At 42.2% G+C, this 21,938-nt stretch carries 16 protein-coding genes; 10 read left to right on the top strand and 6 right to left on the bottom strand.

Annotated features, from left to right (window positions below; all coding sequences use genetic code 11):
- Positions 1 to 62: 62 nt before the first annotated feature.
- Entirely contained in the window at positions 63 to 863 is an 801-nt protein-coding gene (locus tag P162_RS00110) for a hypothetical protein (protein WP_031425050.1), read from the top strand.
- A 123-nt stretch (positions 864 to 986) separates the two neighbouring features.
- Here the strand turns inward: P162_RS00110 and P162_RS00115 are convergent, their stop codons facing one another.
- Positions 987 to 1,871: a hypothetical protein gene (locus P162_RS00115; RefSeq protein WP_031425051.1), complete on the bottom strand. Its 885-nt coding sequence runs from the start codon at positions 1,869 to 1,871 to the stop codon at positions 987 to 989.
- A gap of 380 nt (positions 1,872 to 2,251) precedes the next feature.
- On the opposite strand from P162_RS00115, the gene P162_RS17615 reads away from it, so the two are divergent.
- The 4 genes from P162_RS17615 to P162_RS00130 all read left to right on the top strand — a co-directional run bounded on the left by P162_RS17615 (position 2,252) and on the right by P162_RS00130 (position 8,820).
- Positions 2,252 to 2,416, top strand: coding sequence for a hypothetical protein (locus P162_RS17615; RefSeq protein WP_164076151.1), 165 nt, complete (start codon positions 2,252 to 2,254; stop codon positions 2,414 to 2,416).
- Positions 2,417 to 2,725: 309 nt separating this feature from the next.
- Positions 2,726 to 3,874: an efflux RND transporter periplasmic adaptor subunit gene (locus P162_RS00120; RefSeq protein ID WP_035916649.1), complete on the top strand. Its 1,149-nt coding sequence runs from the start codon at positions 2,726 to 2,728 to the stop codon at positions 3,872 to 3,874.
- A gap of 174 nt (positions 3,875 to 4,048) precedes the next feature.
- On the top strand, positions 4,049 to 7,216 hold the full coding sequence (locus P162_RS00125) for an efflux RND transporter permease subunit (protein WP_031425054.1): 3,168 nt from the start codon (positions 4,049 to 4,051) through the stop codon (positions 7,214 to 7,216).
- Between the two features lie 86 nt (positions 7,217 to 7,302).
- Entirely contained in the window at positions 7,303 to 8,820 is a 1,518-nt protein-coding gene (locus P162_RS00130) for a TolC family protein (protein WP_051907696.1), read from the top strand.
- A gap of 95 nt (positions 8,821 to 8,915) precedes the next feature.
- Here P162_RS00130 and ettA read toward each other — a convergent pair whose 3' ends face one another.
- From ettA to P162_RS17620, 3 genes are all read right to left on the bottom strand, one after another.
- On the bottom strand, positions 8,916 to 10,607 hold the full coding sequence (gene ettA / locus P162_RS00135) for an energy-dependent translational throttle protein EttA (protein WP_031425058.1): 1,692 nt from the start codon (positions 10,605 to 10,607) through the stop codon (positions 8,916 to 8,918).
- A gap of 89 nt (positions 10,608 to 10,696) precedes the next feature.
- Positions 10,697 to 11,170, bottom strand: a complete 474-nt coding sequence (locus tag P162_RS00140; RefSeq protein ID WP_031425060.1) for a DinB family protein — start codon at positions 11,168 to 11,170, stop codon at positions 10,697 to 10,699.
- Between the two features lie 95 nt (positions 11,171 to 11,265).
- Positions 11,266 to 11,442 (bottom strand): CAL67264 family membrane protein, encoded by a 177-nt coding sequence (locus P162_RS17620; RefSeq protein ID WP_241077709.1) that lies wholly within the window; start codon positions 11,440 to 11,442, stop codon positions 11,266 to 11,268.
- 227 nt (positions 11,443 to 11,669) lie between these two features.
- Here P162_RS17620 and P162_RS00145 point away from each other — a divergent pair, with 227 nt between their 5' ends.
- The 4 genes from P162_RS00145 (at position 11,670) to P162_RS00160 (ending at position 18,309) form a co-directional block, all read left to right on the top strand.
- The gene (locus P162_RS00145; protein WP_031425061.1) at positions 11,670 to 13,298 is read left to right on the top strand and encodes an acyl-CoA carboxylase subunit beta; all 1,629 of its coding nucleotides are present in this window, start codon (positions 11,670 to 11,672) and stop codon (positions 13,296 to 13,298) included.
- Positions 13,299 to 13,447: 149 nt separating this feature from the next.
- The gene (cyaB, locus tag P162_RS00150) at positions 13,448 to 14,017 is read left to right on the top strand and encodes a class IV adenylate cyclase (protein WP_031425063.1); all 570 of its coding nucleotides are present in this window, start codon (positions 13,448 to 13,450) and stop codon (positions 14,015 to 14,017) included.
- A gap of 186 nt (positions 14,018 to 14,203) precedes the next feature.
- A complete protein-coding gene (locus P162_RS00155) occupies positions 14,204 to 15,550 on the top strand; it encodes an MFS transporter (RefSeq protein ID WP_031425064.1) in 1,347 nt (448 codons plus the stop codon).
- Positions 15,551 to 15,828: 278 nt separating this feature from the next.
- Positions 15,829 to 18,309 (top strand): glycoside hydrolase family 9 protein, encoded by a 2,481-nt coding sequence (locus P162_RS00160; RefSeq protein WP_051907697.1) that lies wholly within the window; start codon positions 15,829 to 15,831, stop codon positions 18,307 to 18,309.
- 19 nt (positions 18,310 to 18,328) lie between these two features.
- Here P162_RS00160 and hisS read toward each other — a convergent pair whose 3' ends face one another.
- Positions 18,329 to 19,702, bottom strand: a complete 1,374-nt coding sequence (gene hisS, locus P162_RS00165) for a histidine--tRNA ligase (protein WP_031425067.1) — start codon at positions 19,700 to 19,702, stop codon at positions 18,329 to 18,331.
- 114 nt (positions 19,703 to 19,816) lie between these two features.
- On the opposite strand from hisS, the gene P162_RS00170 reads away from it, so the two are divergent.
- On the top strand, positions 19,817 to 21,058 hold the full coding sequence (locus P162_RS00170; RefSeq protein ID WP_031425068.1) for an ABC transporter permease: 1,242 nt from the start codon (positions 19,817 to 19,819) through the stop codon (positions 21,056 to 21,058).
- A gap of 163 nt (positions 21,059 to 21,221) precedes the next feature.
- Here P162_RS00170 and P162_RS00175 read toward each other — a convergent pair whose 3' ends face one another.
- The gene (locus P162_RS00175; protein ID WP_031425069.1) at positions 21,222 to 21,515 is read right to left on the bottom strand and encodes a GIY-YIG nuclease family protein; all 294 of its coding nucleotides are present in this window, start codon (positions 21,513 to 21,515) and stop codon (positions 21,222 to 21,224) included.
- Positions 21,516 to 21,938 lie beyond the last annotated feature (423 nt).

The raw sequence follows: 21,938 nt of genomic DNA on the forward strand, positions 1-21,938 counted from the left end.
AAATACAATTCGAATCACTTGAAATTCAAACCTGGCTATTAATTAAATATTAAATATACATTATGCTTAAAATTAGATCCTACCTCTTTGTGCTGTTTGCCTTCATTATATTTTCCTGTAGCAAGGATGATGATGGAAATGATACTGAAAATTCACGGGTTGATAAAAGGGCAAACCAGCAAACCCTGGGAACCTCAGCGCGCGATTTTCTAACGGCAGATAATTTTATAAGTATTCAGCTGGAAATAGCTTATGTACAGGGATTCAAACCCACGCAGGAAAGTATAGACGGCCTTGTAACCTTTCTTAAAGAACGTTGCAATAAACCAGCTAACATTACTATAAAAGAAACGGTTGTGGCGCCCACAGATGATGATGAGAGTCTTGATATTGATGAGATCGTGCAGATTGAAAGTGATAACCGCACCGTTTACAATACGGGAGATGAGTTGGCCGTCTGGGTATTTTTTGCAGATAACAATTCTGAAAAGGATGAAGGCAATAGCGTCATCTTAGGCACTGCTTACCGCAATACATCCTGTATTATATTTGAAAAAACCATTCGGGAGCAGGTTAATAATAATCCATTGTTAGATAATCTTTCACAAATAGAAGGTACTTCGCTTCATCACGAATTTGGACATCTTTTCGGACTCGTGGACCTGGGAACGCCCATGCTTGTAGATCATCAGGATACTACCGCAGATGATAATGGGACTTCTACCCCTAACAGACATTGTGATATAGAAGGTTGCCTAATGTATTATCAGACCGTCTCTGATGTTTTCTCCATGGGCTCTGGCGAAATTGCAGAATTTGATGAACTTTGCCTTGCCGATTTAAGGGCAAATGGCGGTAAATAAGAGCTCAAAATAGCCGTTTTTTACTCAAATCAAAGCATTTATAATGAAAGCGCCGCCCTTAGTAGGGCGGCGCTTTTGATTTAACGCATTATAGAAATACCGTTTAGTAAATCCCTATTCTATTTAATCCAAAACCATAGATGATTCTGCAATCACATTAGCACCATCTAGGATATAGATCTTGTATGTTCCTTCTTCAAAACCATCTCCATTTGGTGGTATATTTTCACAAATATCCAGAGCCGTGTTCTCGTAGTAAAATTTAGAAACCGTACTGTACGTGATACTTGTACTGTCATTTACCTGCAAGGTTTTATTTTCCCCAAGTACATTATTTTCTGGGTCAAGAACTTTCACATAAAGCATTTTGTCACCAGCTTCGGTGATCCTGTTTTGCGGTACGGTGTAGCATGTTCTGATCTGATCAACGCGACGGTTATTACTGTTCTCTACAAGTTTACCAGAATTACGTACGATAACGCCAGTAGCTTTAAGCCTATTAGCTGCAAGACTGCTGCCCAGGGCAACTTTTTCCTCAAGTATTTCCCTTTGTGTACTAAGACTGTCACGCTTCATCTGTGAAACTTCCAGCTCGTATCGTGTACTGTCACGCTGCATGGTGAGCATTCTGTTCATTCCTTTTAGGGAATCATTTTGCGCAAAAAGGAAATCGCGCTCCTTTTGTAGTTTAAAAACTTCGCTCCTGTACTTGCGCAATGTGCTTATATCTGCATCCTGCTTTTGTACACTATCGATAAGAACCTGAATACGATCACGTGCCTCGTTAAGTTCAGTATCCTTAAGGTTGTTTTCTTTAATCACCGTATCATATTTACCTACCATTTGCTTAAGGTCTGTAAGTACGATCTCCTTTTCTTTTGTAAGTTCTGATTTCGTGTCTTTTTCCTGATTGTAAAGTTTGACCGCAAATGCGCCGGCCACGACTAATAAAACGGCAAGAATTCCTGTAATAATTTTCAGGCCACTGTTTTTATTCTCGTTTTCCATTGTTGATTGATTAAGATGTTTTTAGGCAAATGCCCGTCTATTATTGTAATTAAATTCTTTGATAAAAGTGATTAACTATTTTGAACCAACGAAATAATTTTATCAAATTTAACTTTTATCCACCCTCGTGAACCCAGCAAATGTACAGCTTAAATCCCTGTAAAACAAAGCCTAAGATTATTGTCGGTGATTATAAAAAATGAACGGAAATTACTTTCAACAATTATCTGATGAGATCGATAACGAGCAATTCTAAGCGATAAAATCTACTTTTTTAAAATCCAACTGTGCGTTCTTACTGTTTTTGAGCTGGTGCCAGAATGCTTCAAAGGTTCAAAATGAATAATGTAAATTTGCAGTATATAAAAAAAGACCTTTAAATGTCCAGCAAATACCGTAATAAACTTATACTATTCTTAGTACTCGCAGCTATCGCCTGTGCAATCTGGCCCTTTGAGGCGTTTTTTGCAAAAGGTTTACTTGTAGGCCTTTTGATAGCAGCACTTATTTATATCTTAAGGGAGTTTTTGCCCAAAAGAAGATAATCTTATCACTTTCCAATTAGCCCATTCTCAGAGTGGTTTACTACAACGTTATTGTTGACTCTAATTGAGATTTCGGCCAATTAAAATTCTGTCAAAAAACCAATTTTTCGGGAAACTATTGTGGAAAACACAGTAGTTTTGGGGAAATATTACATGAATTTAGCGCTTTTCCAAATAAATAAATTTTATTTTTATTTATAATAATTTGAAAATCAGAGTATTGAATTTATAAATTCGGTTTTTTTCCTCTGGTGCTATTGTTGTCCATAAATTTATTAATCAACCTTTTATAATACTTCAAAGCTATTTATGACTTACCAATACAGCAACCATCGCCCAAGTAAACTTAGATTCCTAACCTCTATTTTGCTATTTATAGGTTTATCTTCCTGCCAGGAAGAGGAAAAAAAAGATGAGGGTCTGCCTTTGCCCGTGATATCATTACAGGAAGAAAGCGCTGCAAAATCCTTTCAATATATAGGGTCTATAGAAGGGGTAGAATCGGTTGAGATCAGGCCGCAGGTAGATGGTATTTTAGAGAATATCTATGTAGATGAAGGTGATTTTGTAAAAAAAGGAAAACCGCTATTTAAGATTAATAGTCAGCCCTACATGGAAGATTACAAAAATGCCATGGCAAACGTAAATCTGGAAAAAGCGAAGGTGGAAAAAGCAAAAACAGATATTGACCGTTTACAGCCTCTTATTGATAATGAGGTTATCTCTGAAGTAAAGATGAAATCTGTAGAAGCAGATTACCAGGTGGCGCTGTCTTCCTTACAGCGTGCTCAGGCCGAAGCGGCAAATATGAGGATAAACCTCGATTTTACGACCATAAATGCGACAGTTAACGGTTTTATAGGTCGTATTCCCAAATCTACGGGAAATGTCGTCAAAAAGACAGATACCGAACCGCTTACGATTTTATCAAGTGTAAAAGACATTTACGTATATTTCTCTATGAGCGAATCTGACTATTTGTATTATGAACGTGCAAAAAATGATACGCTTTCCAATCAGATGAACAATAATGTAAAACTGATGCTGGCCGATGATTCTGTATATGATTATATGGGAAAAATAGATGCTAATTCTGGTCAGATAGATAAATCCACGGGTTCCATAACCTTACGTGCAAGATTTCAGAATCCAGATACCTTACTTCGTGCCGGGAATACCGGAAAAATCCTCATGGAAGAAATTTATCCTAATGCCATCCTTGTACCGCAGAGCGCCACAACGTTTATTCAGGATAAAAAATTCGTCTTTGTTTTGGATAAGGATAATGTTGTAGAGCGCAGGGAGATTATTACAGAGGGTCGCTCTGGCGATAATTACATCGTAAGCTCTGAAAGTCTTTCACCACAGGAAAGAATTGTGGTTTCTGGCATTGATAAGTTGGCAAATGGTGTTAAGGTCAAGCCTATACAGCGAGGCAGACTTACTTCTTATAAATAATTTACCGTCTGAAATACCAATTAGTGTCTTCAGTTTATTTTATGCTATGAGCTCAATATTCGGCTCACTAAAATAACCTTTTAGCACTTTCCCCTTTCGGAAAACCACCACTTTATTCGTTATAAAATATCTTAAAGTTATTTTACAACAACCAACCTCCCTTAATTCTTTTGCATGTTCAAAAAAATCATCAAAAAACCAGTTTTAACACTTGTTATCACCATTATATTGGTGCTTGCAGGTGCAGTAAGCATCACTTCCCTGCCCATAGAACGCTTTCCGGAAATTGCACCGCCCAGTGTAAGTGTGCAGGTGTATTATCCCGGTGGTAACGCGGAAACCGTTGCGAAATCTGTTTTGCTACCCATTGAAGAGGCCATTAACGGTACCGAAAATATGACTTATGCCAACTCTACCGCAACCAACTCTGGTAGGGGCCGCGTAACGATCTATTTTAAGCCAGGCACAAATGCGGATATCGCTTCGGTAAATATTCAGAACAGAATTTCCAGTATATCAGAACAGATCCCCCCTGAGGTAAGCGAAGCAGGTATTTCTGTGACAAAAAGAATGAAGGGTAGTATCATGACTATTAATATATATAGTGAGGATCCTACTTATGACGAGACCTTCTTAAATGCTTTTACGCGGATAAATATACGTCGCGAACTAAAACGTGTTGATGGCCTCGCCGAAGCTTCCATTTTGAGACAACGGGATTATGCTATGCGCATATGGCTCAATCCTCAAAAGCTCGCTTCTTATAGCCTCACGCCACGCGAGGTTTTTCAACAGATAGAAGATCAAAATTTTGAGGCCGCTCCTGGAAAGTTTGGGGAAAATTCTGACGAACTTTTTGAAATCGTCATGAAGCATGATGGAAGGTTTAACCAACCGGAGGAATATGAAAACCTGGTCATCAAATCAGAAGATGCCGAAAAAACCCTGCATTTAAGGGATATCGCCCGGGTAGAATTTGGAGCTTCAAACTATACCAGTGAGAACCGTTTAAATGGTAAACCTTCCGTTACTATAGATATTGTTCAAAAAAGTGGTGCAAATGCCAAAGTCATTGATAAAAGAATTCGCGAGATCCTGGAAGAACAGTCCAATATTTTTCCCGAAGGTGTCAAATACGAGATTACTTATAGTGTAAGCGATCAGATTGATGAATCCATGAGCCAGGTGGTTCACACGCTCATAGAAGCTTTCATTCTGGTATTTATAGTGGTTTTCATCTTTCTTCAGGATTTTAGGGCGACCCTTATCACGGCGATATCTATCCCGGCCTCCCTGCTGGGTACATTTTTCTTTTTGAAGATCATAGGTGCCTCCATGAACGTTTTGAGTATGTTTTCCCTGGTACTGGCCATAGGTATTGTGGTGGATGACGCTATTGTCGTGATGGAAGCGATTCATGAAAAAATGACCCGTAGAAACCTGCCCGTTAAAAAAGCAGTTTCTGAGGCGATGGATGAAATTACCGGCGCCATTATCTCTATTACAGTGGTAATTGCAGCGGTATTTTTACCTGTTGGTTTCTTGAGTGGTCCCGTTGGGATATTCTATAAAGAATTTGCGTACACAATTATATTTGCGGTATTGATCTCGGCCATTAACGCCTTGACACTGACCCCCGTACTGAGCAAGATATTTTTTGCGAAAAGAAAGAGGAAAATAGGGAAAAGAAGCTTTTTTCATGTCATTACCGGCAATCGCCAGTTTAGAAAAATAAAGGTTATCCGTAGAAAAGGACTCCGAAAATTTGATTCTTATTTTGACCGTTTTACGGAAAAATACCTTGGTATTGTACGATGGTTCTTAAACCATAAATGGATTGGTCTGGGTAGCCTTGTACTCATCATTGGGGCAACCGTGTTACTTTCCCGTTCTACACCGAGTGGATTTATACCTACGGAAGATGATAATTTTCTCATCTTTTCATTAAAAATGCCCGAAGGTTCTTCGCTGCACAGGACGAATATAGCACTGCGCCAGGCAGATTCCATCTTAAGACGTGATGAAGCGGTAAAAGGCGTCAACACCGTATCTGGATTTAATGTGGTGGACAATGCCAATAGCCCTTCTTCTGGTCTGGGGTACGTTCAGTTGAAAAAAGCCGGAGAGCGCGGTGAAATATCCGAAATCAAGGAAGTTATTTCAAATCTTTTGGGAAAATTGGATAGCATTCCAGAAACAGATGTCAATATGTACCCCAGGCCCACCATACAGGGTTTTGGTAATTTTGATGGGGTTCAGTTTATGTTGCAGGATCGTTCTGATGGCGATCTGGGGGAATTTGGCCAGCTTGCCAATGAATTTATCATGGAGCTTAACAAGCAGGAAGAGGTAGAGAATGCGTTTACTTCCTTTAATCCTAATTTTCCGCAGTACAGGCTTGATATTGACTATGAAAAAGCCAAATATATGGGGGTGAGCGTCAAGGATATGATGTTCACCATCCAGTCCTTCTTTGGCCGTGTTCAACCAGGCGATTTTAACCGCTTTAGCCGTCAATATGGTGTGTACATGCAAGCGGATATTCAATATAGGGAAGCTCCGGAATCCTTCAATAATATTTTTGTGAAAAATGATGAGGGTGAAATGATACCCATCAATACAATTGTCAAACTTAAACAGGCTTACGGTCCCGAGGTGGTGAACCGTTATAACCTGTACAATGCGGCCAAGATCAATGTTACACCCGCAAAAGGCTTCAGTACCGGTGACGTAATGGATAAAATAGAACTGCTTACCGAAGAAAAATTACCTGCCACGCTAAGCTATGAGTGGACGAGCATGAGCCTGGAAGAAAAAAACTCTGGCGGGGACACGATTTTTGTATTTGTGATTATTATCGTACTGGTTTATTTTATTCTTGCTTCTCAATATGAAAGCTTCCTATTGCCACTAGCGGTAATGCTATCATTGCCCGTGGGTATTTTTGGGGTATTTCTTGCCATAAATGTGGCTGGTATAGACAATAATATCTATGTACAAATAGGGATTATTATGCTTATAGGCTTATTGGCAAAAAACTCGATTCTTATCGTGGAATTTGTCGCACAAAAAAGACGCGCTGGCCTCTCGGCCTATGATGCGGTACTAGAAGCGAGCGCCCTTAGGATACGTCCTATCATTATGACCTCCCTGGCGTTTACCGTTGGCCTCATCCCCTTAATGTTTGCAGAAGGATCATCTGCCCAGGGAAATCACTCGGTTAGTATAGGTACCGCTGGTGGAATGCTCAGTGGGATCCTCCTGGGTATTTTTATCATTCCTGTGCTGTCTTATGTATTTCAACTGCTTCATGATAAATTCAACCTGGAGCGCTACGGTTAAAATTTACAGCCTGCTCCCCTTAAAAAATAAGTTTTAAACTTAAAAAAACAGCTGCTTTGATAGTGCATTTTAAAAGTAAAGAGAACATGAAAAACAACGTTGATAGCAATACATCAATAGCCCATAAGCTTGTCAAAACCTATTTTCCACTTAGAATAGTGATTTTGTCTGGCCTAATCTCCCTCGTGGTTTCCTGTAAAGTAGGCGAAGCTTATGAGCGACCAACATTTAAGGGCATTTCTTCGGAATACTTTGTCAACGATGATTTGATAACCGAACCAGAAGTTGCTGATAGCACTACGATGTCCAGTATTCCGTGGAAAAAGTATATCAAAGATACCTTGCTAACAAAACTTATTGATAGTGCGCTGGTCAACAATATTGCCCTTCAAAAAGCAAGGCAAAACACGAATATTGGCATGGAAGAACTGCAGCAGTCAAAAGCCAATTTTTATCCTTCGCTCAATGCCACACCCGCAGGTTACAACCGGGAATACTATTCTGAAAACTATAATAATTATGGTTCTAACCGCGCACGGAGAAACCATGGTGAAAATGTACCAACAAGCCTATACACAGAACGACTCGCGTATACTTCAGCCCTGCAATCCAATTGGGAAATTGATCTGTGGGGGAAATTGAGATGGAAAAAAGAGGCTGCCCGTGCCGAATTCATGAAAACCCAGGCTTTCAAAAATGCATTACAGACCGGCATCGTAGCTGAAGTCTCTTCCACGTATTTCAATTTACTGATGCTAAGATCACAAATTGAGGTCGCCGAGAAGAATTTTGCCTTAAACGATAGTACCCTTACCATTGTACGCTTGCAGTACGATGCCGGGGAAACAACTTCGCTCGCAGTCCAGCAGACAAATTCGCAACGTTTACGGGCAAAAAGTCTAATCCCGCAGCTGGAACGCGAATACACGATCATGGAAAATAAGTTAAACACCTTACTGGGTCGTTCTCCGCGGCATTTGCAAATAGAAAGGACTTTAGAGGAAACCGAGTTTCAGCATCAGTACGCTAGCGGCGTACCGCTTGAATTGATAAAAAACAGGCCAGATGTCGCTTTGTCAGAACTTGACCTTATCGCTACAAATGCCCGCGTGGGCGTTGCCGAAGCTTTAAAATATCCTTCTTTAAGTATAGACGGTACGGCAGGTTTTGATTCGTTTATCTTAAAAAATGTTTTTGACCCCTTAACTTCCGGTTTTGCGCTTATCAATGCTTCCCTTTTTCAACCTATTTTCAACAATCGTAAGATAAAAACGGAATATAGGGTCTCCCTTGCGCAGCGCGAAATTGCCCAACTCGATTTTAAAAAGAGCTTGATCGCCGCAATTGAGGATGTTTCCAACGCAATGGCAAGTATAGAAAAACTTAAAGAACAATTTGAGATTGCTCAGGAGCGTACCGCAGTAACGCGAAAAGGACTAAAAGATGCCGGCCAATTGTTTAGAGGAGGTTATGCCAACTATCTAGAGGTTATCACCGCACAAACTGACGCCCTGGAGAGCGAACTTGATCTTATACGGGCAAAGAAACAAATACTGGTTGCTAAGATTGAACTTTACCGCAGTCTGGGTGGAGGCTGGAAATAAAATCAATCCAAAACAAATAAAACCCCCATTTTCCGATGGAAAATAGGGGTTTTTTAATCATTTTAATTCACTTCAAAACTTGAAGCTTTATACACTTATCGAACTAATTTTTTATACTTGATTCGCTTCGGCATAATATCGCCGCCCAAGCGTTTCTTTTTGTTTTCCTCGTAATCCGAAAATCCGCCTTCAAAGAAATAAACCTGAGAATCTCCCTCAAAAGCAAGAATGTGTGTACAGATTCTATCTAAAAACCAGCGGTCGTGAGAAATGACCACGGCACATCCCGCAAAGTTTTCAAGTCCTTCTTCCAGCGCCCTTAGGGTATTTACGTCAAGGTCATTAGTCGGCTCATCCAGCAAAAGAACGTTGCCTTCTTCTTTTAAAGTCATAGCCAGGTGCAAGCGGTTGCGCTCGCCACCAGAAAGTTTATCTACCTTTTTATTTTGTTCGCTACCGCTAAAATTAAAACGGCTCAGGTACGCCCGGCTATTTACTTCACGGCCGCCCATAAGTACCAGGTCCTGCCCGCCACTAAAGTTTTCCCAGATACTTTTATCGGGATCGATGTTGCTGTGTGCCTGGTCCACATAAGAGATTTTTGCGGTCTCCCCTACTTTAAAATTCCCGGCATCAGGTTCAACCTCGCCCATGATCATTTTAAAAATGGTTGTTTTACCCGCACCATTGGGACCTATAACACCCACAATTCCTGCCTGTGGTAATTTAAAATCCAGATTTTCATAAAGCAGCTTATCGCCAAAGGCTTTGCTCACGCCGGTGGCATCAATCACATTGGTACCTAGACGCGGTCCATTTGGAATATAGATTTCCAGCTTATCATCGGTTTGCTTCTGGTCCTGGCTCATCAACTTATCGTAGTTGTTAAGTCGGGCTTTTTGCTTCGCCTGCCTGCCTTTGGGTGCCATACGTACCCATTCCAGTTCGCGTTCCAGTGTTTTTTGACGTTTACTGGCTTGTTTCTGTTCCTGTGCAAGGCGTTTTGATTTCTGATCCAGCCAGGTAGAATAATTTCCTTTCCACGGGATTCCTTCCCCGCGGTCAAGTTCTAAGATCCAGCCCGCAACGTTATCAAGAAAATAACGGTCGTGGGTCACAGCGATAACGGTACCTTTATATTGCGCCAGGTGATGCTCAAGCCAGTGCACACTCTCAGCATCCAGATGGTTAGTAGGCTCATCCAGCAATAGAACGTCCGGTTCTTGCAATAAGAGTCGGCAGAGTGCCACACGACGTCGTTCCCCACCGGAAAGTACGCCTATTTTTTTATCAGAAGGTGGTGTGCGCAGGGCATCCATGGCCACTTCCAGTTTATTATCAAGCTCCCAGGCTCCACGGGCATCAATCTCATCCTGCAGCACCGCCTGGCGGTTCATGAGCTTTTCCATCTTGTCGGGATCAGAATAGACTTCTTCAAGCCCAAACTGGTCGTTTATATTGTTATATTCCTCAAGAATGGCCACGGTTTCTGATGCGCCTTCCTTAACCACTTCAAGTACCGTTTTCTCTTCGTCCAGTTGTGGTTCCTGTTCCAGGTAACCTACCGAAAATTCTTTGTCTGAGGTCACATCGCCCTGATAGTTCTTTTCAACCCCCGCTATTATTTTTAGCAAGGTAGATTTACCCGAACCGTTAAGTCCCAGAATACCTATTTTAGCTCCATAGAAGAAGCTCAGGTAAATATTTTTTAATACCGGAGTATTGGCGCCCGGGTAAGTTTTAGTCACCCCAGACATTGAAAAAATCACTTTATTATCGTCTGCCATAAATTCTATTTTTTTATTTCCGTGAAGACGGATATCTAACGTATTCTTTTATTATTATTCTTATTGCTATTACTATTTAACTACAAAATCTACTTAACGCCCAGCAACCTGCATAAGATGAAAAGTTGTCCCGTATGGTAGGCATTATGCTCAATAATTAGCAAAATCTCCCGGAACAAGGTCTGATCTTCGCCATTTTTCACAACATCCATAAGTGCGCTGTCTTTATCTTCAATAAGCGTTGCAAGCGTATTCCTGTCTTCAAAAAAACGTGTTTTTAAAGTATTCCAGTCCTCCTCATTTTTAGGGTGCTGCTGCTCTGGCCAGTAATCATCTGGCCAGTTCCTGGTGGCATAGGACTGATCCCTGCAAAAGCTGATGATATCTTCCTGTGCGTATTGCATGTGGTAGAAAAGTTCATAAACCGAATAGGGCAGGTTTGCCGGCCGGTTGCCCAATTGATCGTAGGGCACATCATTGATAAAATGGCTTAAACTGGTAAAGGCCTCACCTCCCTGTAAATGTTTGACAAGGCGTTTTTTTAAGCGTTCTTCTTCATTCATTGGTTATAAATTTTAAGGCAAAAAAGCCGAAAAAACGGCTGTTTTTACTCATATTTTGTCTAAAAATCAGTGCTTTCAGAATATAAATGAGGTTTTTACACCCTTCCCTTCAACGCGTTGAATACCCACGCGATGGCAAAAAAACCGACGCCCACGGCACCAAAACCATATCCCGCGACATCTTTGTAACGTACAGCGCCTAATGCAATAAGCGCCACTCCCACGACGATCATTATAAAGGTGGCCCAACCCAAAACCGTATTCTTGTTCATCATTGTATCCTGAATTAAATTACCGCTTTGACGATATATTCCCTAAAAGGAATCGTTAGAAGTACAAATATCGCATATTTCAGAGAAATAGTACGGTTGGGAACGCTATCGTTTTCGTATTTTCGTTCCTATTCAGAACCTGCGTTAGGGATAGAAGCCGTTACCATGTAACGCTGATAGCCCGGTCCCGAAGCCCTAGGCGAAGGGGAAACGCCCAAAAATTGACCATGGATATCAAATTCAATAAAAACGAAGATCATAACAAGCTCGCGCTTTCAGACCTGCGCAGGCGTTTTGCAAAAGTCAAACTGGGCGGTGGCGAGAAACGTATCGCCAAACAACACGATAAGGGTAAACTTACCGCCCGCGAGCGCATCGATTTTTTGCTAGATGAGGCTGAAAATGCAGTTGAAATAGGTGCTTTTACCGGTGATAAAATGTATGAAGAGCACGGCGGCTGCCCCTGTGGCGGCGTGGTGGTAAAAATAGGTAAAGTAGGCGGAAAACAGTGCATTGTGGTCGCCAATGATGCCACGGTAAAGGCCGGTGCGTGGTTTCCCATCACCGCAAAAAAGAACCTGCGCGCGCAGGAAATAAGTATTGAAAACCGCTTGCCCATCATCTATCTGGTAGATAGTGCTGGTGTATACCTCCCTTTGCAGGACGAGATTTTTCCAGATAAGGAACATTTTGGCCGTATTTTCAGAAATAACGCCATCATGAGCAGCATGGGCATCACCCAGATCAGCGCGGTGATGGGCAGCTGTGTTGCCGGTGGCGCATACCTTCCCATTATGAGCGATGAAGCGATTATTGTTGATAAAACGGGAAGTATTTTTCTTGCCGGAAGTTATTTGGTAAAGGCGGCCATTGGCGAAAGCATAGATAATGAAACCCTGGGCGGAGCGACTACCCACAGCGAAATTAGCGGCGTGACCGATTATAAGGCCGGGGATGATCAGGATGCGCTCAACCGCATCAAAAACATCATGGAAAAAATAGGGGATTTTGATAACGCGGGATTTAATCGTAAAAAACCGGCAAAACCGACCGAAAAACAGGAAGATATCTACGGAATTTTACCGGCAAAACGCAGCGATCAATATGATATGCTTGAAATCATCAAAAGACTGGTAGATAATTCTGAAATCGATGAGTACAAAGCGGGATATGGCAAAACCATTATCACCGGTTACGCGCGTATAGACGGCTGGGCCGTAGGTATTGTTGCCAATCAGCGGAAGCTGGTAAAGACCAAAAAAGGCGAAATGCAGTTCGGCGGCGTGATCTACAGCGACAGCGCCGATAAAGCCACACGCTTTATAGCCAATTGTAACCAGAAAAAAATTCCACTGGTGTTCTTACAGGATGTGACTGGTTTTATGGTGGGAAGCAAAAGCGAGCATGGTGGGATCATTAAAGACGGTGCAAAAATGGTCAATGCGGTGAGCAATTCGGTTGTTCCCAAGTTTACCGTGGTCATTGGTAATTCCTATGGTGCGGGAAATTACGCTATGTGTGGAAAAGCCTATGATCCCCGACTTATTGTCGCCTGGCCTTCAGCGGAACTTGCGGTTATGAGCGGTAACAGCGCGGCAAAAGTTTTACTGCAAATAGAAACGGCTTCGCTGAAAAAACAGGGCAAGGAAATCACCGAAGAAGTGGAAAAAGAGCTTTATGAACGCATAAAATCCCGCTATGATGAGCAGGTTTCCCCTTATTACGCTGCCGCACGCTTATGGACAGACGCGATTATCGATCCGCTGGATACCCGTAAATGGATCAGTACGGGAATAGAAGCGGCAAACCATGCGCCGATTGAGAAGAAATTTAACCTAGGGGTTATTCAAGTGTAAATTTCCCCTGGCCCCCGAAGGGGGAACAGATTACAGGTTAAAATTATGAATTGTATAACTGGTTGATTAAGTATTTACCATTTGTCACTATTCATTTTTCTTTACTCTTTGTTCCAACCCCTTTACTCTTTCATCTAATATCAAAAAAAATGTACGAAGTTGAACTTACCGCCATTATCAAAAATAAGGCTGATGTTCTTCGGAAATTGGGCCAATTTGCAACAGCGCCGGCTCATGAAGTGTTTTATGATGATCTTTATTTCGATAAAAAGAATGAACTAAAGGAGCGGGAAAGTGAATTGCGACTTCGGAAAAAAAGCTATCCGGAAAGCGGAAAAATCACCAATTGGCTTACTTTAAAAGAGGCCCCTTTTGATCAAAAAACACGTTCTAAACCCGAATTTGAGACCAAAATCACCGATTTTGAGGCTGCAAAGGTCATTTTTGAGAAATTGGGTTATGAACTGGTTATACGGTACGCAAAACACTGCCGCTTTTATTATGCCAGGTTTAAAAATTTAAATTTGGAAATTAGCGTCGTGCAACTACCCGAACTGTCTGACACGTTCATAGAAATTGAGGCACAGACCGAAAATTTTGAAAAAACGGATTCGATTTTCAAAATTCTATATACTTTTCTGGAAGAGATCGGCATGAGCGAAAATGATCTTACAACGCTGCAATATCAAGAAATGGTGATGGAAAGTAGAACAAAGTAATATTTTTGAAAGCTCACAACACATAAAATAATCCTCACCCTGAATCTATTTCGGGGTTGGATTAGAAGTCAAAGTTTTATTTGATAATAAAGATATGAGCGGCGAAAGCGATACTGAAACAAGTTCAGCATTACTGATACAATACATAGAATAATCCTGAAATAAGAATACTAATAAAGAATGAAAATGAACAATATTTCAATAAGTTCAGTCAAACCCCGGCTAACTTTCTGGCAAATCTGGAACATGAGTTTTGGATTTTTAGGCATACAGTTTGGCTTTGCCCTTCAAAATGCCAATGTAAGCCGCATATTTGAAACGCTGGGCGCTTCGCAGGACGAACTCCCCATTTTATGGTTGGCAGCACCGGTTACCGGTCTGGCCATTCAGCCCATCATAGGTTATTATAGTGACCGTACCTGGTTGCCTAAATGGGGACGACGTCGTCCTTTTTTTGCCGTAGGTGCGATTCTCGCAACAATTGCCCTGTTTTTAATGCCCAATTCGTCTGCCTTATGGATGGCGGTGCTTATGCTGTGGATTCTTGATGCTTCCATAAACATCAGTATGGAACCCTTTCGCGCTTTTGTAGGCGATATGTTACCTAATGAGCAGCGAACGAGTGGATTTGCGATGCAAAGTTTTTTTATAGGTCTGGGCGCGGTGATCGCCTCTGCCCTACCCTGGGTATTTACTAACTGGTTTGATGTGAGCAATATTGCCCCTGATGGCGGGGTGCCAGATTCGGTTAAATGGTCTTTTTACATAGGTGGCCTGGCTTATTTTTCGGCAGTCATGTGGACGGTTTTTAACAGTCATGAATATCCGCCAGATGATCTTAAACAACTCAAAGAAGAAAATGCCGCACAGGGAATTTGGGACGGGATTGTGGAATCCTTTATGGGTATTTTTAACATGCCTAAAACGATGGTACAGCTTTCCGCAGTACAGTTTTTTTCCTGGTTTGCACTTTTTGCACTGTGGATTTATAGTACGGCGGCTATAACTAGCCATGTATATGGAACAAAAGATACCACTTCAGTACTGTATAATGAAGGTGCGGACTGGGTAGGTATTTGTTTTGCCGTTTATAATGGGGTCGCCGCGGTTGTCGCTTTTATGCTCCCCATGCTCGCAAAAATCACAAGTAGGCGCATAACACATCTCATCGCGCTATTTTGTGGTGCTGCCGGACTGATTTCCATCTATTTTATTGAAGATCCCCAGATGCTGCTTATCTCTATGGTAGGCGTAGGTATTGCCTGGGCAAGTATCATTTCTTTGCCCTACGCCATGCTGTCCAGTATTTTGCCGGCCAATAAAATGGGTTATTATATGGGCGTTTTCAACTTTTTTATCGTGATCCCGCAGATTGTTGCAGGTAGCATCCTGGGCTTTATGCTCCGTGAGGTTTTTGATAATGTCGCTATTTACGCCATGTTCATTGGTGGTGGTTCTTTTATCATATCGGGTTTGCTTTGTCTATTGGTAGATGATAATGATGTCGCCATAGAAACAGTACGGGAGATATAGTAAGATAAAAGCGTTAGTATTTATTTTGAGGATATCTTGAATAGATATTACAACCAGGTCGTTTTATTGTGTTCAACATATTTGAAAAATGCTACTTTTTAAATATTTCTTTTATTGTTTCTCGCTCCAAAAAATTGGTGATTACTTCAACTTTAGATTTATGTAAAATATCTTGTTTTTTAGTAAAATAGATTCTAATTCCTGAAATTAAATAGCTGATTTTTAAGTATCTTTAAAGTCCAACATCTTTTTTTAGAAAATCCTTAAAAAACGGCTTCATGATTTACAAAACTACCTTGCTTGCGCTTTTACTGATCCCTTTTTTCAGTTTTGGTCAAAATGTGATTTACCAGGAGGAATTCAACGGTACAAATTCCCATACAAACGAACCTCCACAGGGTTATTCCGTATCTTTACAGGAAGGTGCGCTCACTATGGTAGGAGATGGCTCTTCAGCCGCCTATACTTTTGTTGGGTATCGTTTTCAGGATGAAACTGGTGATTCCCAAATAGATATTTCAGAGAACCCAAAGCTTTACATAAAAGCCAAAGGAACCAATTCGCCTGAACTGCGTATGGATTTGCAGGACAATGCGGGATATGTGACCAATCTAAATGCAGGTACCGTGGTTTTAAATGAGACCTATGCTATCTATGAAATCGATTACAGTACACGTTTACAGAACGGTGGTTATGGCGGCGCCTGTACAGCAGGACCCTGTCCCGTAGATGCCACCGCAATAACCAATATCTTATTTGCTGCGAACGCAGCCTCTGGGAATTACAATGGTACCATTTCCATTGACTGGGTTTCCATAGGCGCGCCACTGGAGGCACCTGAGCCTCCCACAGCGCAATTTTATATACGCTACAACCAGGTTTCTTATCTAAAAGGAAGAAAAAAAATAATCGATATCGTAGGGACTCAAGATTTTGATGCCGTTCCATATACGATCACTGATACTTCCGGAGAAGAAATTGTATCAGGAACAACGGGACAGGCCGAATACTGGATGCCTAGCAATGAATATGTGGCGGCTGTAGATATTACCGCTATTGATGAAGCAGGCATTTACACAATTACCGCAAAAGAACTGGAAGTCCCATTTACCATTGCTGAAAAAGACTGGTCAGACCTGGGCAGGGCCACATTAAAATATTACTATTATAACAGAGCTTCCACAGAAATCACCGCTGCTTTGGGAGGTGATTATCAGCGTGCTTTTGGTCATCCTGACGATCAGGTGATGGTTCACGCTTCCGCGGCTTCTGCCACACGTCCTGAAGGAACGATTATTGCAGCCCCAAAGGGTTGGTACGATGCGGGCGACTACAATAAATATATTGTCAATAGCGGAATTTCGACCTATACCCTACTTGCTGCCTATGAGCATTATCCAGAATATTACAAAAATTTGACACTTGAATTGCCGGAAGCAGGAGGCTCCCTGCCCGATATTCTGGATGAAATACTCTGGAACCTGGACTGGATGCTCAATATGCAGGATCCAACGGATGGGGGCGTTTACCATAAATTAACGGGACTCAATTTTTCGGGGACCGTGATGCCAGCCGATTATGATCTGAAACGTTATGTGGTAGCAAAATCAACTGCTGCCGCACTTGATTTTGCCGCGGTCATGGCCACAGCTTCCCGAATTTTTGCAGACTTTGAAACTGAGAAGCCAGGCTATAGTGCCATGCTATTGGAAGCTGCCCAAAAAGCCTACACCTGGTCAGAAAACAATCCAGCGCTTTATTTTACAAATCCCCCTGGTGTTGTGACCGGTGAATATGGTGATGGTAATGTACAGGATGAATTTCAATGGGCGGCGGCAGAACTTTTTATCACGACCGGCGAAGATACCTACGGAAATCAGCTTGATCTCTCGGCTATTGATCCTACTGTACCCTATTGGGGCAATGTGAATATGCTGGGTATTATCTCCCTTGACTTTCATAAAAATTTACTGGATGAGAATAGTAGGGAAGCCGTAACAACAAAACTTACGGAAATTGCCCAAAACCTAAGGCAAACGGTTCAAAATTCTCCCATGCAGGTCGCTATGGGATCGCCAGGCGATTTTAGCTGGGGCAGCAATGGTGGCGCGGGCAACCAACTGCTCTTACTTTTAAGGGCGTTTGAAAGTACGGGGGATGCCTCTTACCTGGACGCCGCGTATTTAGGAATGGATTATCTTTTAGGTCGCAATGGTACCGGTTACAGCTATATTAGCGGTTATGGCACAAAATTCCCCATGCACCCCCATCACAGGATTTCGGAAGCGGATGCCGTTGACCTCCCCGTACCCGGTATGGTGGCCGGTGGCCCCAATCCTGGTCAGCAGGATGGTTGCTCCTATCCCAGTGACGCACCGGCTTCTTCTTTTTCAGACAGTTATTGCTCGTACGCATCAAATGAAGTTACCATTAACTGGAATGCACCTGTTGCCTACGTGGTAAACGCGCTTAATTATTACCAGCAAAACGGGGTAAACCTTTCCGTTAAAGAAGTTGCACCGCAGGAGAAGAAAAAGTCGTTTAAAATCTATCCCAACCCTACACGGGACAATCTAAAAATCGTTCCGGAAGGCAGTTCGGAAAAGGATTATAAAATTCTGGATAGCTCCGGAAAAGTGATCAAAAAAGGTACTTTAAAACAGGATCATGTCATAGCCCTTGAATACCTTAACGCAGGGCTCTATTTTGTACAATTAGGTACTGAAAAGGCGAATGTTTTACGCTTTATAAAATATTAAAGGCTCGTGCGCTTTACACTTAGCGCGCAAGTTTTTCAACGAGTTCATCAAAACCTATTTCGTTCTGCTCACCACTCTTCATATGTTTTAACGTGTAGGCATTTTTGGCCATTTCCTGATCACCGGCAAGTATTACATATTCAATATCGCGGCGGTCAGCATGGCTCATTTGTTTTTTCATTTTTGCGCTATCGGGATAAAGTTCTGCCTTGATACCTTTTTCACGCAAATCGGCAACAGCTTTTAAACAATAAAGCGCCTCTTTTTCTCCAAAATTAAGGAACAGTACCTGTGTACCGGTAAGTGCCTGCGCCGGGAAGAGGCCGAGTTCTTCAAGTACAAGATAAATACGGTCCACACCAAAGGAAATACCCACACCGCTCATATTCTTGAGGCCAAAAATACCGGTAAGGTCATCATATCTACCGCCACCACCTATACTTCCCATCTTCACGCCTTCTGGGGCCCCAACTTCAAAAATAGCACCTGTGTAGTAATTGAGTCCGCGGGCAAGGGTAATATTCAGCTCTAAATGAGCGGTTTTTAAGCCTAAATGGTCAATTTTATCAAATATATAGGCAATTTCTTCAATGCCCTGTAATCCTGTTTCTGAAGTTTTAAGCAGTTCGCGCAACAGGTCCAGACGTTCCATGTTGCTTCCACTAGCGCGGAAAATTGGTCGGATTTTTTCTATTGCTTTTTCGGTAATGCCTTTGCCCAGCATTTCTTTAACAACGCCATCCTCCCCTATTTTATCAAGTTTATCAAGCGCTACGGTAAAATCAATCAGTTTATCTGAAGCGCCAATGACTTCGGCAATACCCGATAATATTTTACGATTGTTCATTTTTATGGTAACACCTTCCAGCTTCAGCTCGCTAAAGACCGCATCATAAAGCTGCACAAAGGTTACTTCCTGTACTAAGGAATCTGATCCCACGGCATCTGCATCACATTGCAAAAACTCCCTAAAACGGCCTTTTTGTGGCCTGTCTGCACGCCATACCAGTTGCATCTGGTACCTTTTGAAAGGAAATTCGAGTTCGTTCTGGTGCTGCACCACGTAGCGCGCAAAAGGTACGGTAAGATCATAGCGCAAGGCCTTTTCGGAAATTTCGCCAGCAAGTGTATTGCTATCTTTTTCCGCGTAAGCGCTTTCAGTCGTTTTGTTAAGAAAATCGCCACTGTTCAATATTTTAAAGATCAATCTGTCCCCCTCTTCGCCATATTTCCCCATGAGTGTATCGGTATTTTCAAAAGACGGCGTCTCTATGGGCTGAAATCCAAAAAGCTCAAAATTTTTGCGCAAAACGCTGATGATGTGATTACGTCGTGCTACTTCCTGTGGAGTAAAGTCGCGGGTACCTTTGGGAATACTGGGTTTCTGGGCCATAATAAAATTTTCTGGCTGCAAATATCCTAAAATTTGGCCGTTTGCCCTTCTTATTTCTCAAAAACAGTAACTTTATGCTGTTCTCGTAGACACATAGATGTAATTATATACTTTATGCTTTCACTATTTAGGGAAAATATCCGTATTGCCTTTGATTCTATCAGGGGAAACCTGCTGCGCACCATACTTACCATCGTAATTATTGCCATAGGGATCACGGCGCTGGTCGCTATACTAAGTCTGGTAGGCGCGCTGGAAAACACGATAAGCAGCGATTTTTCTTCCATGGGATCCAATACGTTTAGCCTTGATCGCTATGAGCGCACCACACAGCGCCGCGGCAGTGGAGAAAGGGAAAAAACAAATCCGGTAATAGGATATCGCCAGGTCAGACAATTTGAAGAAAATTACGACTATCCCTTTACGCATGTCTCCACCTCCTTTACCGGTACCAGCACGGCCGAAGTACGCTACGATACCAAAAAAACAGACCCCGAGGTTACCGTACTGGGGGTAAACGAAAATTTTATTCAAAATGCCGGGCTCGCATTGCAGCTGGGAAGGGATTTTAACGTTTTTGATATTTCAAACAACAGCCATGTTTGCGTTCTGGGAAGTGATTTTGCAAAAGGGCTTTTTGAAAATATTGATCCCATTGATAAAACCATAAGTGTAAGGGGCACCAAGTTTAAGATTTTGGGTGTTCTGGAAGAAAAAGGGAGCACCTTTGGAAATAATCAGGATTTGCGCGTGCTTATTCCCATACAGACGGCGCGTTCTATGTTTACCCAGCCGAACATTAATTACGCGGTAAGCATCAAAGTTGATGACAAGGAAATGATGGAAGGCGCGCAGGACGACGCCATTCTTACCTTTAGAAATATCCGTGGGCTCTCACCTGTAGAAGAAAATAATTTTGGCATGCAGCGCAGCGACGATCTGCTCAATCAAATTTCCAGCATATCAGGATATCTTTCCATGGCGGCATGGATCATTAGCCTGATCACTGTACTGGGCTCTTCCATAGCGCTGATGAATATCATGTTGGTTTCGGTCACCGAACGTACGCGGGAAATTGGCGTTCGAAAGGCACTTGGCGCAAAAAAATCTACCATTGCCGGTCAGTTTCTAATGGAAACTATTATGGTGGGCCAGTTGGGCGGAATACTCGGTATTATACTGGGCATAGGCATAGGTATGGCGATCTCTGCAGTGGCCAATTTCAATTTTACCACACCCTGGGGCGCTATGATCGCGGCAACTGCGGTAACACTTTTTGTTGCTATAATTAGTGGTTCGTTCCCAGCCGTAAAAGCCGCACGCCTGGATCCTATTGAATCGTTACGGTATGAGTAACACCGGCGGTTTCGGGACACTGTGCTTAGGGCGCAGCACTCAACCGACTATAGCTCTTACATTGAATGAAAATTTGAAGATGTTCTGCTGAAACAAAAAAGTAGGCGGCTGAGTGATCGGCAAAGCCGAGCGTACCGAAGCCCCAGTTTATGTTCTATACATATTATTCTTTCCTGAATATCTTTTTTGCAAGTTCTGGAAGGAGATCATAATCCCCATTTATAAGTGCTTCCTTCTTCTTCCTACTCCAACCTTGTATTTGCTTTTCCCTATAAAATGCGTGATCGATACGGTCGTATTCTTCGTAATACAACAGTTGAACCGGCAGATGTTTTGCGGTGTGCCTAGCCCCCTCTCCATCTTGGTGTTGCTTGACCCTGAGGGATAAATATTTAGTACTACCTGTATAATAACTGCCGTCTGAGCACAATAGAATATAGGTGTAACCTTTTGCCATTTTAAAATTTTATGTTTTGGATTCAGGGCTTCGGTAAGCCACGCCTAAGACACGGCACTTAATTGCCTGATTTCATCACTTCAAAACAATACTCAAAATAGAAAGATATAAAATAAAAGTATTATTTGATATACCTAATCCAAAAGCAGGCGGCTGAGTGCTCGGCATGAAAAATTCGAAGATGTTCTTCTAAAAAACAAAAGTAGGCGGCTGAGTGCTCGGCAGAGCCGAGCGTACCGAAGCCCCGGATTACAGACCACACCGGCGGTTTCGGTACACTGCGCTTAGGGCGCAGCACTCAACCGCCTAGAGCTCTTACTTTAAATGAAAAATTGAAGATGTTCTGCTAAAACACAAAAGCAGGCGGCTGAGTGATCGGCAAGGCCGAGCGTACCGAAGCCCCGGATTACAGACCACACCGGC

Source organism: Flavimarina sp. Hel_I_48 (genome assembly GCF_000733945.1).
Taxonomy (GTDB): Bacteria; Bacteroidota; Bacteroidia; order Flavobacteriales; family Flavobacteriaceae; genus Leeuwenhoekiella.

Coding starts and splice junctions, on each gene's coding strand:
- P162_RS00110 (WP_031425050.1), top strand. CDS start 63: ATGCTTAAAATTAGATCCTACCTCTTTGTGCTGTTTGCCTTCATTATA.
- P162_RS00115 (WP_031425051.1), bottom strand. CDS start 1,871: ATGGAAAACGAGAATAAAAACAGTGGCCTGAAAATTATTACAGGAATT.
- P162_RS17615 (WP_164076151.1), top strand. CDS start 2,252: ATGTCCAGCAAATACCGTAATAAACTTATACTATTCTTAGTACTCGCA.
- P162_RS00120 (WP_035916649.1), top strand. CDS start 2,726: ATGACTTACCAATACAGCAACCATCGCCCAAGTAAACTTAGATTCCTA.
- P162_RS00125 (WP_031425054.1), top strand. CDS start 4,049: ATGTTCAAAAAAATCATCAAAAAACCAGTTTTAACACTTGTTATCACC.
- P162_RS00130 (WP_051907696.1), top strand. CDS start 7,303: ATGAAAAACAACGTTGATAGCAATACATCAATAGCCCATAAGCTTGTC.
- ettA (WP_031425058.1), bottom strand. CDS start 10,607: ATGGCAGACGATAATAAAGTGATTTTTTCAATGTCTGGGGTGACTAAA.
- P162_RS00140 (WP_031425060.1), bottom strand. CDS start 11,170: ATGAATGAAGAAGAACGCTTAAAAAAACGCCTTGTCAAACATTTACAG.
- P162_RS17620 (WP_241077709.1), bottom strand. CDS start 11,442: ATGAACAAGAATACGGTTTTGGGTTGGGCCACCTTTATAATGATCGTC.
- P162_RS00145 (WP_031425061.1), top strand. CDS start 11,670: ATGGATATCAAATTCAATAAAAACGAAGATCATAACAAGCTCGCGCTT.
- cyaB (WP_031425063.1), top strand. CDS start 13,448: ATGTACGAAGTTGAACTTACCGCCATTATCAAAAATAAGGCTGATGTT.
- P162_RS00155 (WP_031425064.1), top strand. CDS start 14,204: ATGAACAATATTTCAATAAGTTCAGTCAAACCCCGGCTAACTTTCTGG.
- P162_RS00160 (WP_051907697.1), top strand. CDS start 15,829: ATGATTTACAAAACTACCTTGCTTGCGCTTTTACTGATCCCTTTTTTC.
- hisS (WP_031425067.1), bottom strand. CDS start 19,702: ATGGCCCAGAAACCCAGTATTCCCAAAGGTACCCGCGACTTTACTCCA.
- P162_RS00170 (WP_031425068.1), top strand. CDS start 19,817: ATGCTTTCACTATTTAGGGAAAATATCCGTATTGCCTTTGATTCTATC.
- P162_RS00175 (WP_031425069.1), bottom strand. CDS start 21,515: ATGGCAAAAGGTTACACCTATATTCTATTGTGCTCAGACGGCAGTTAT.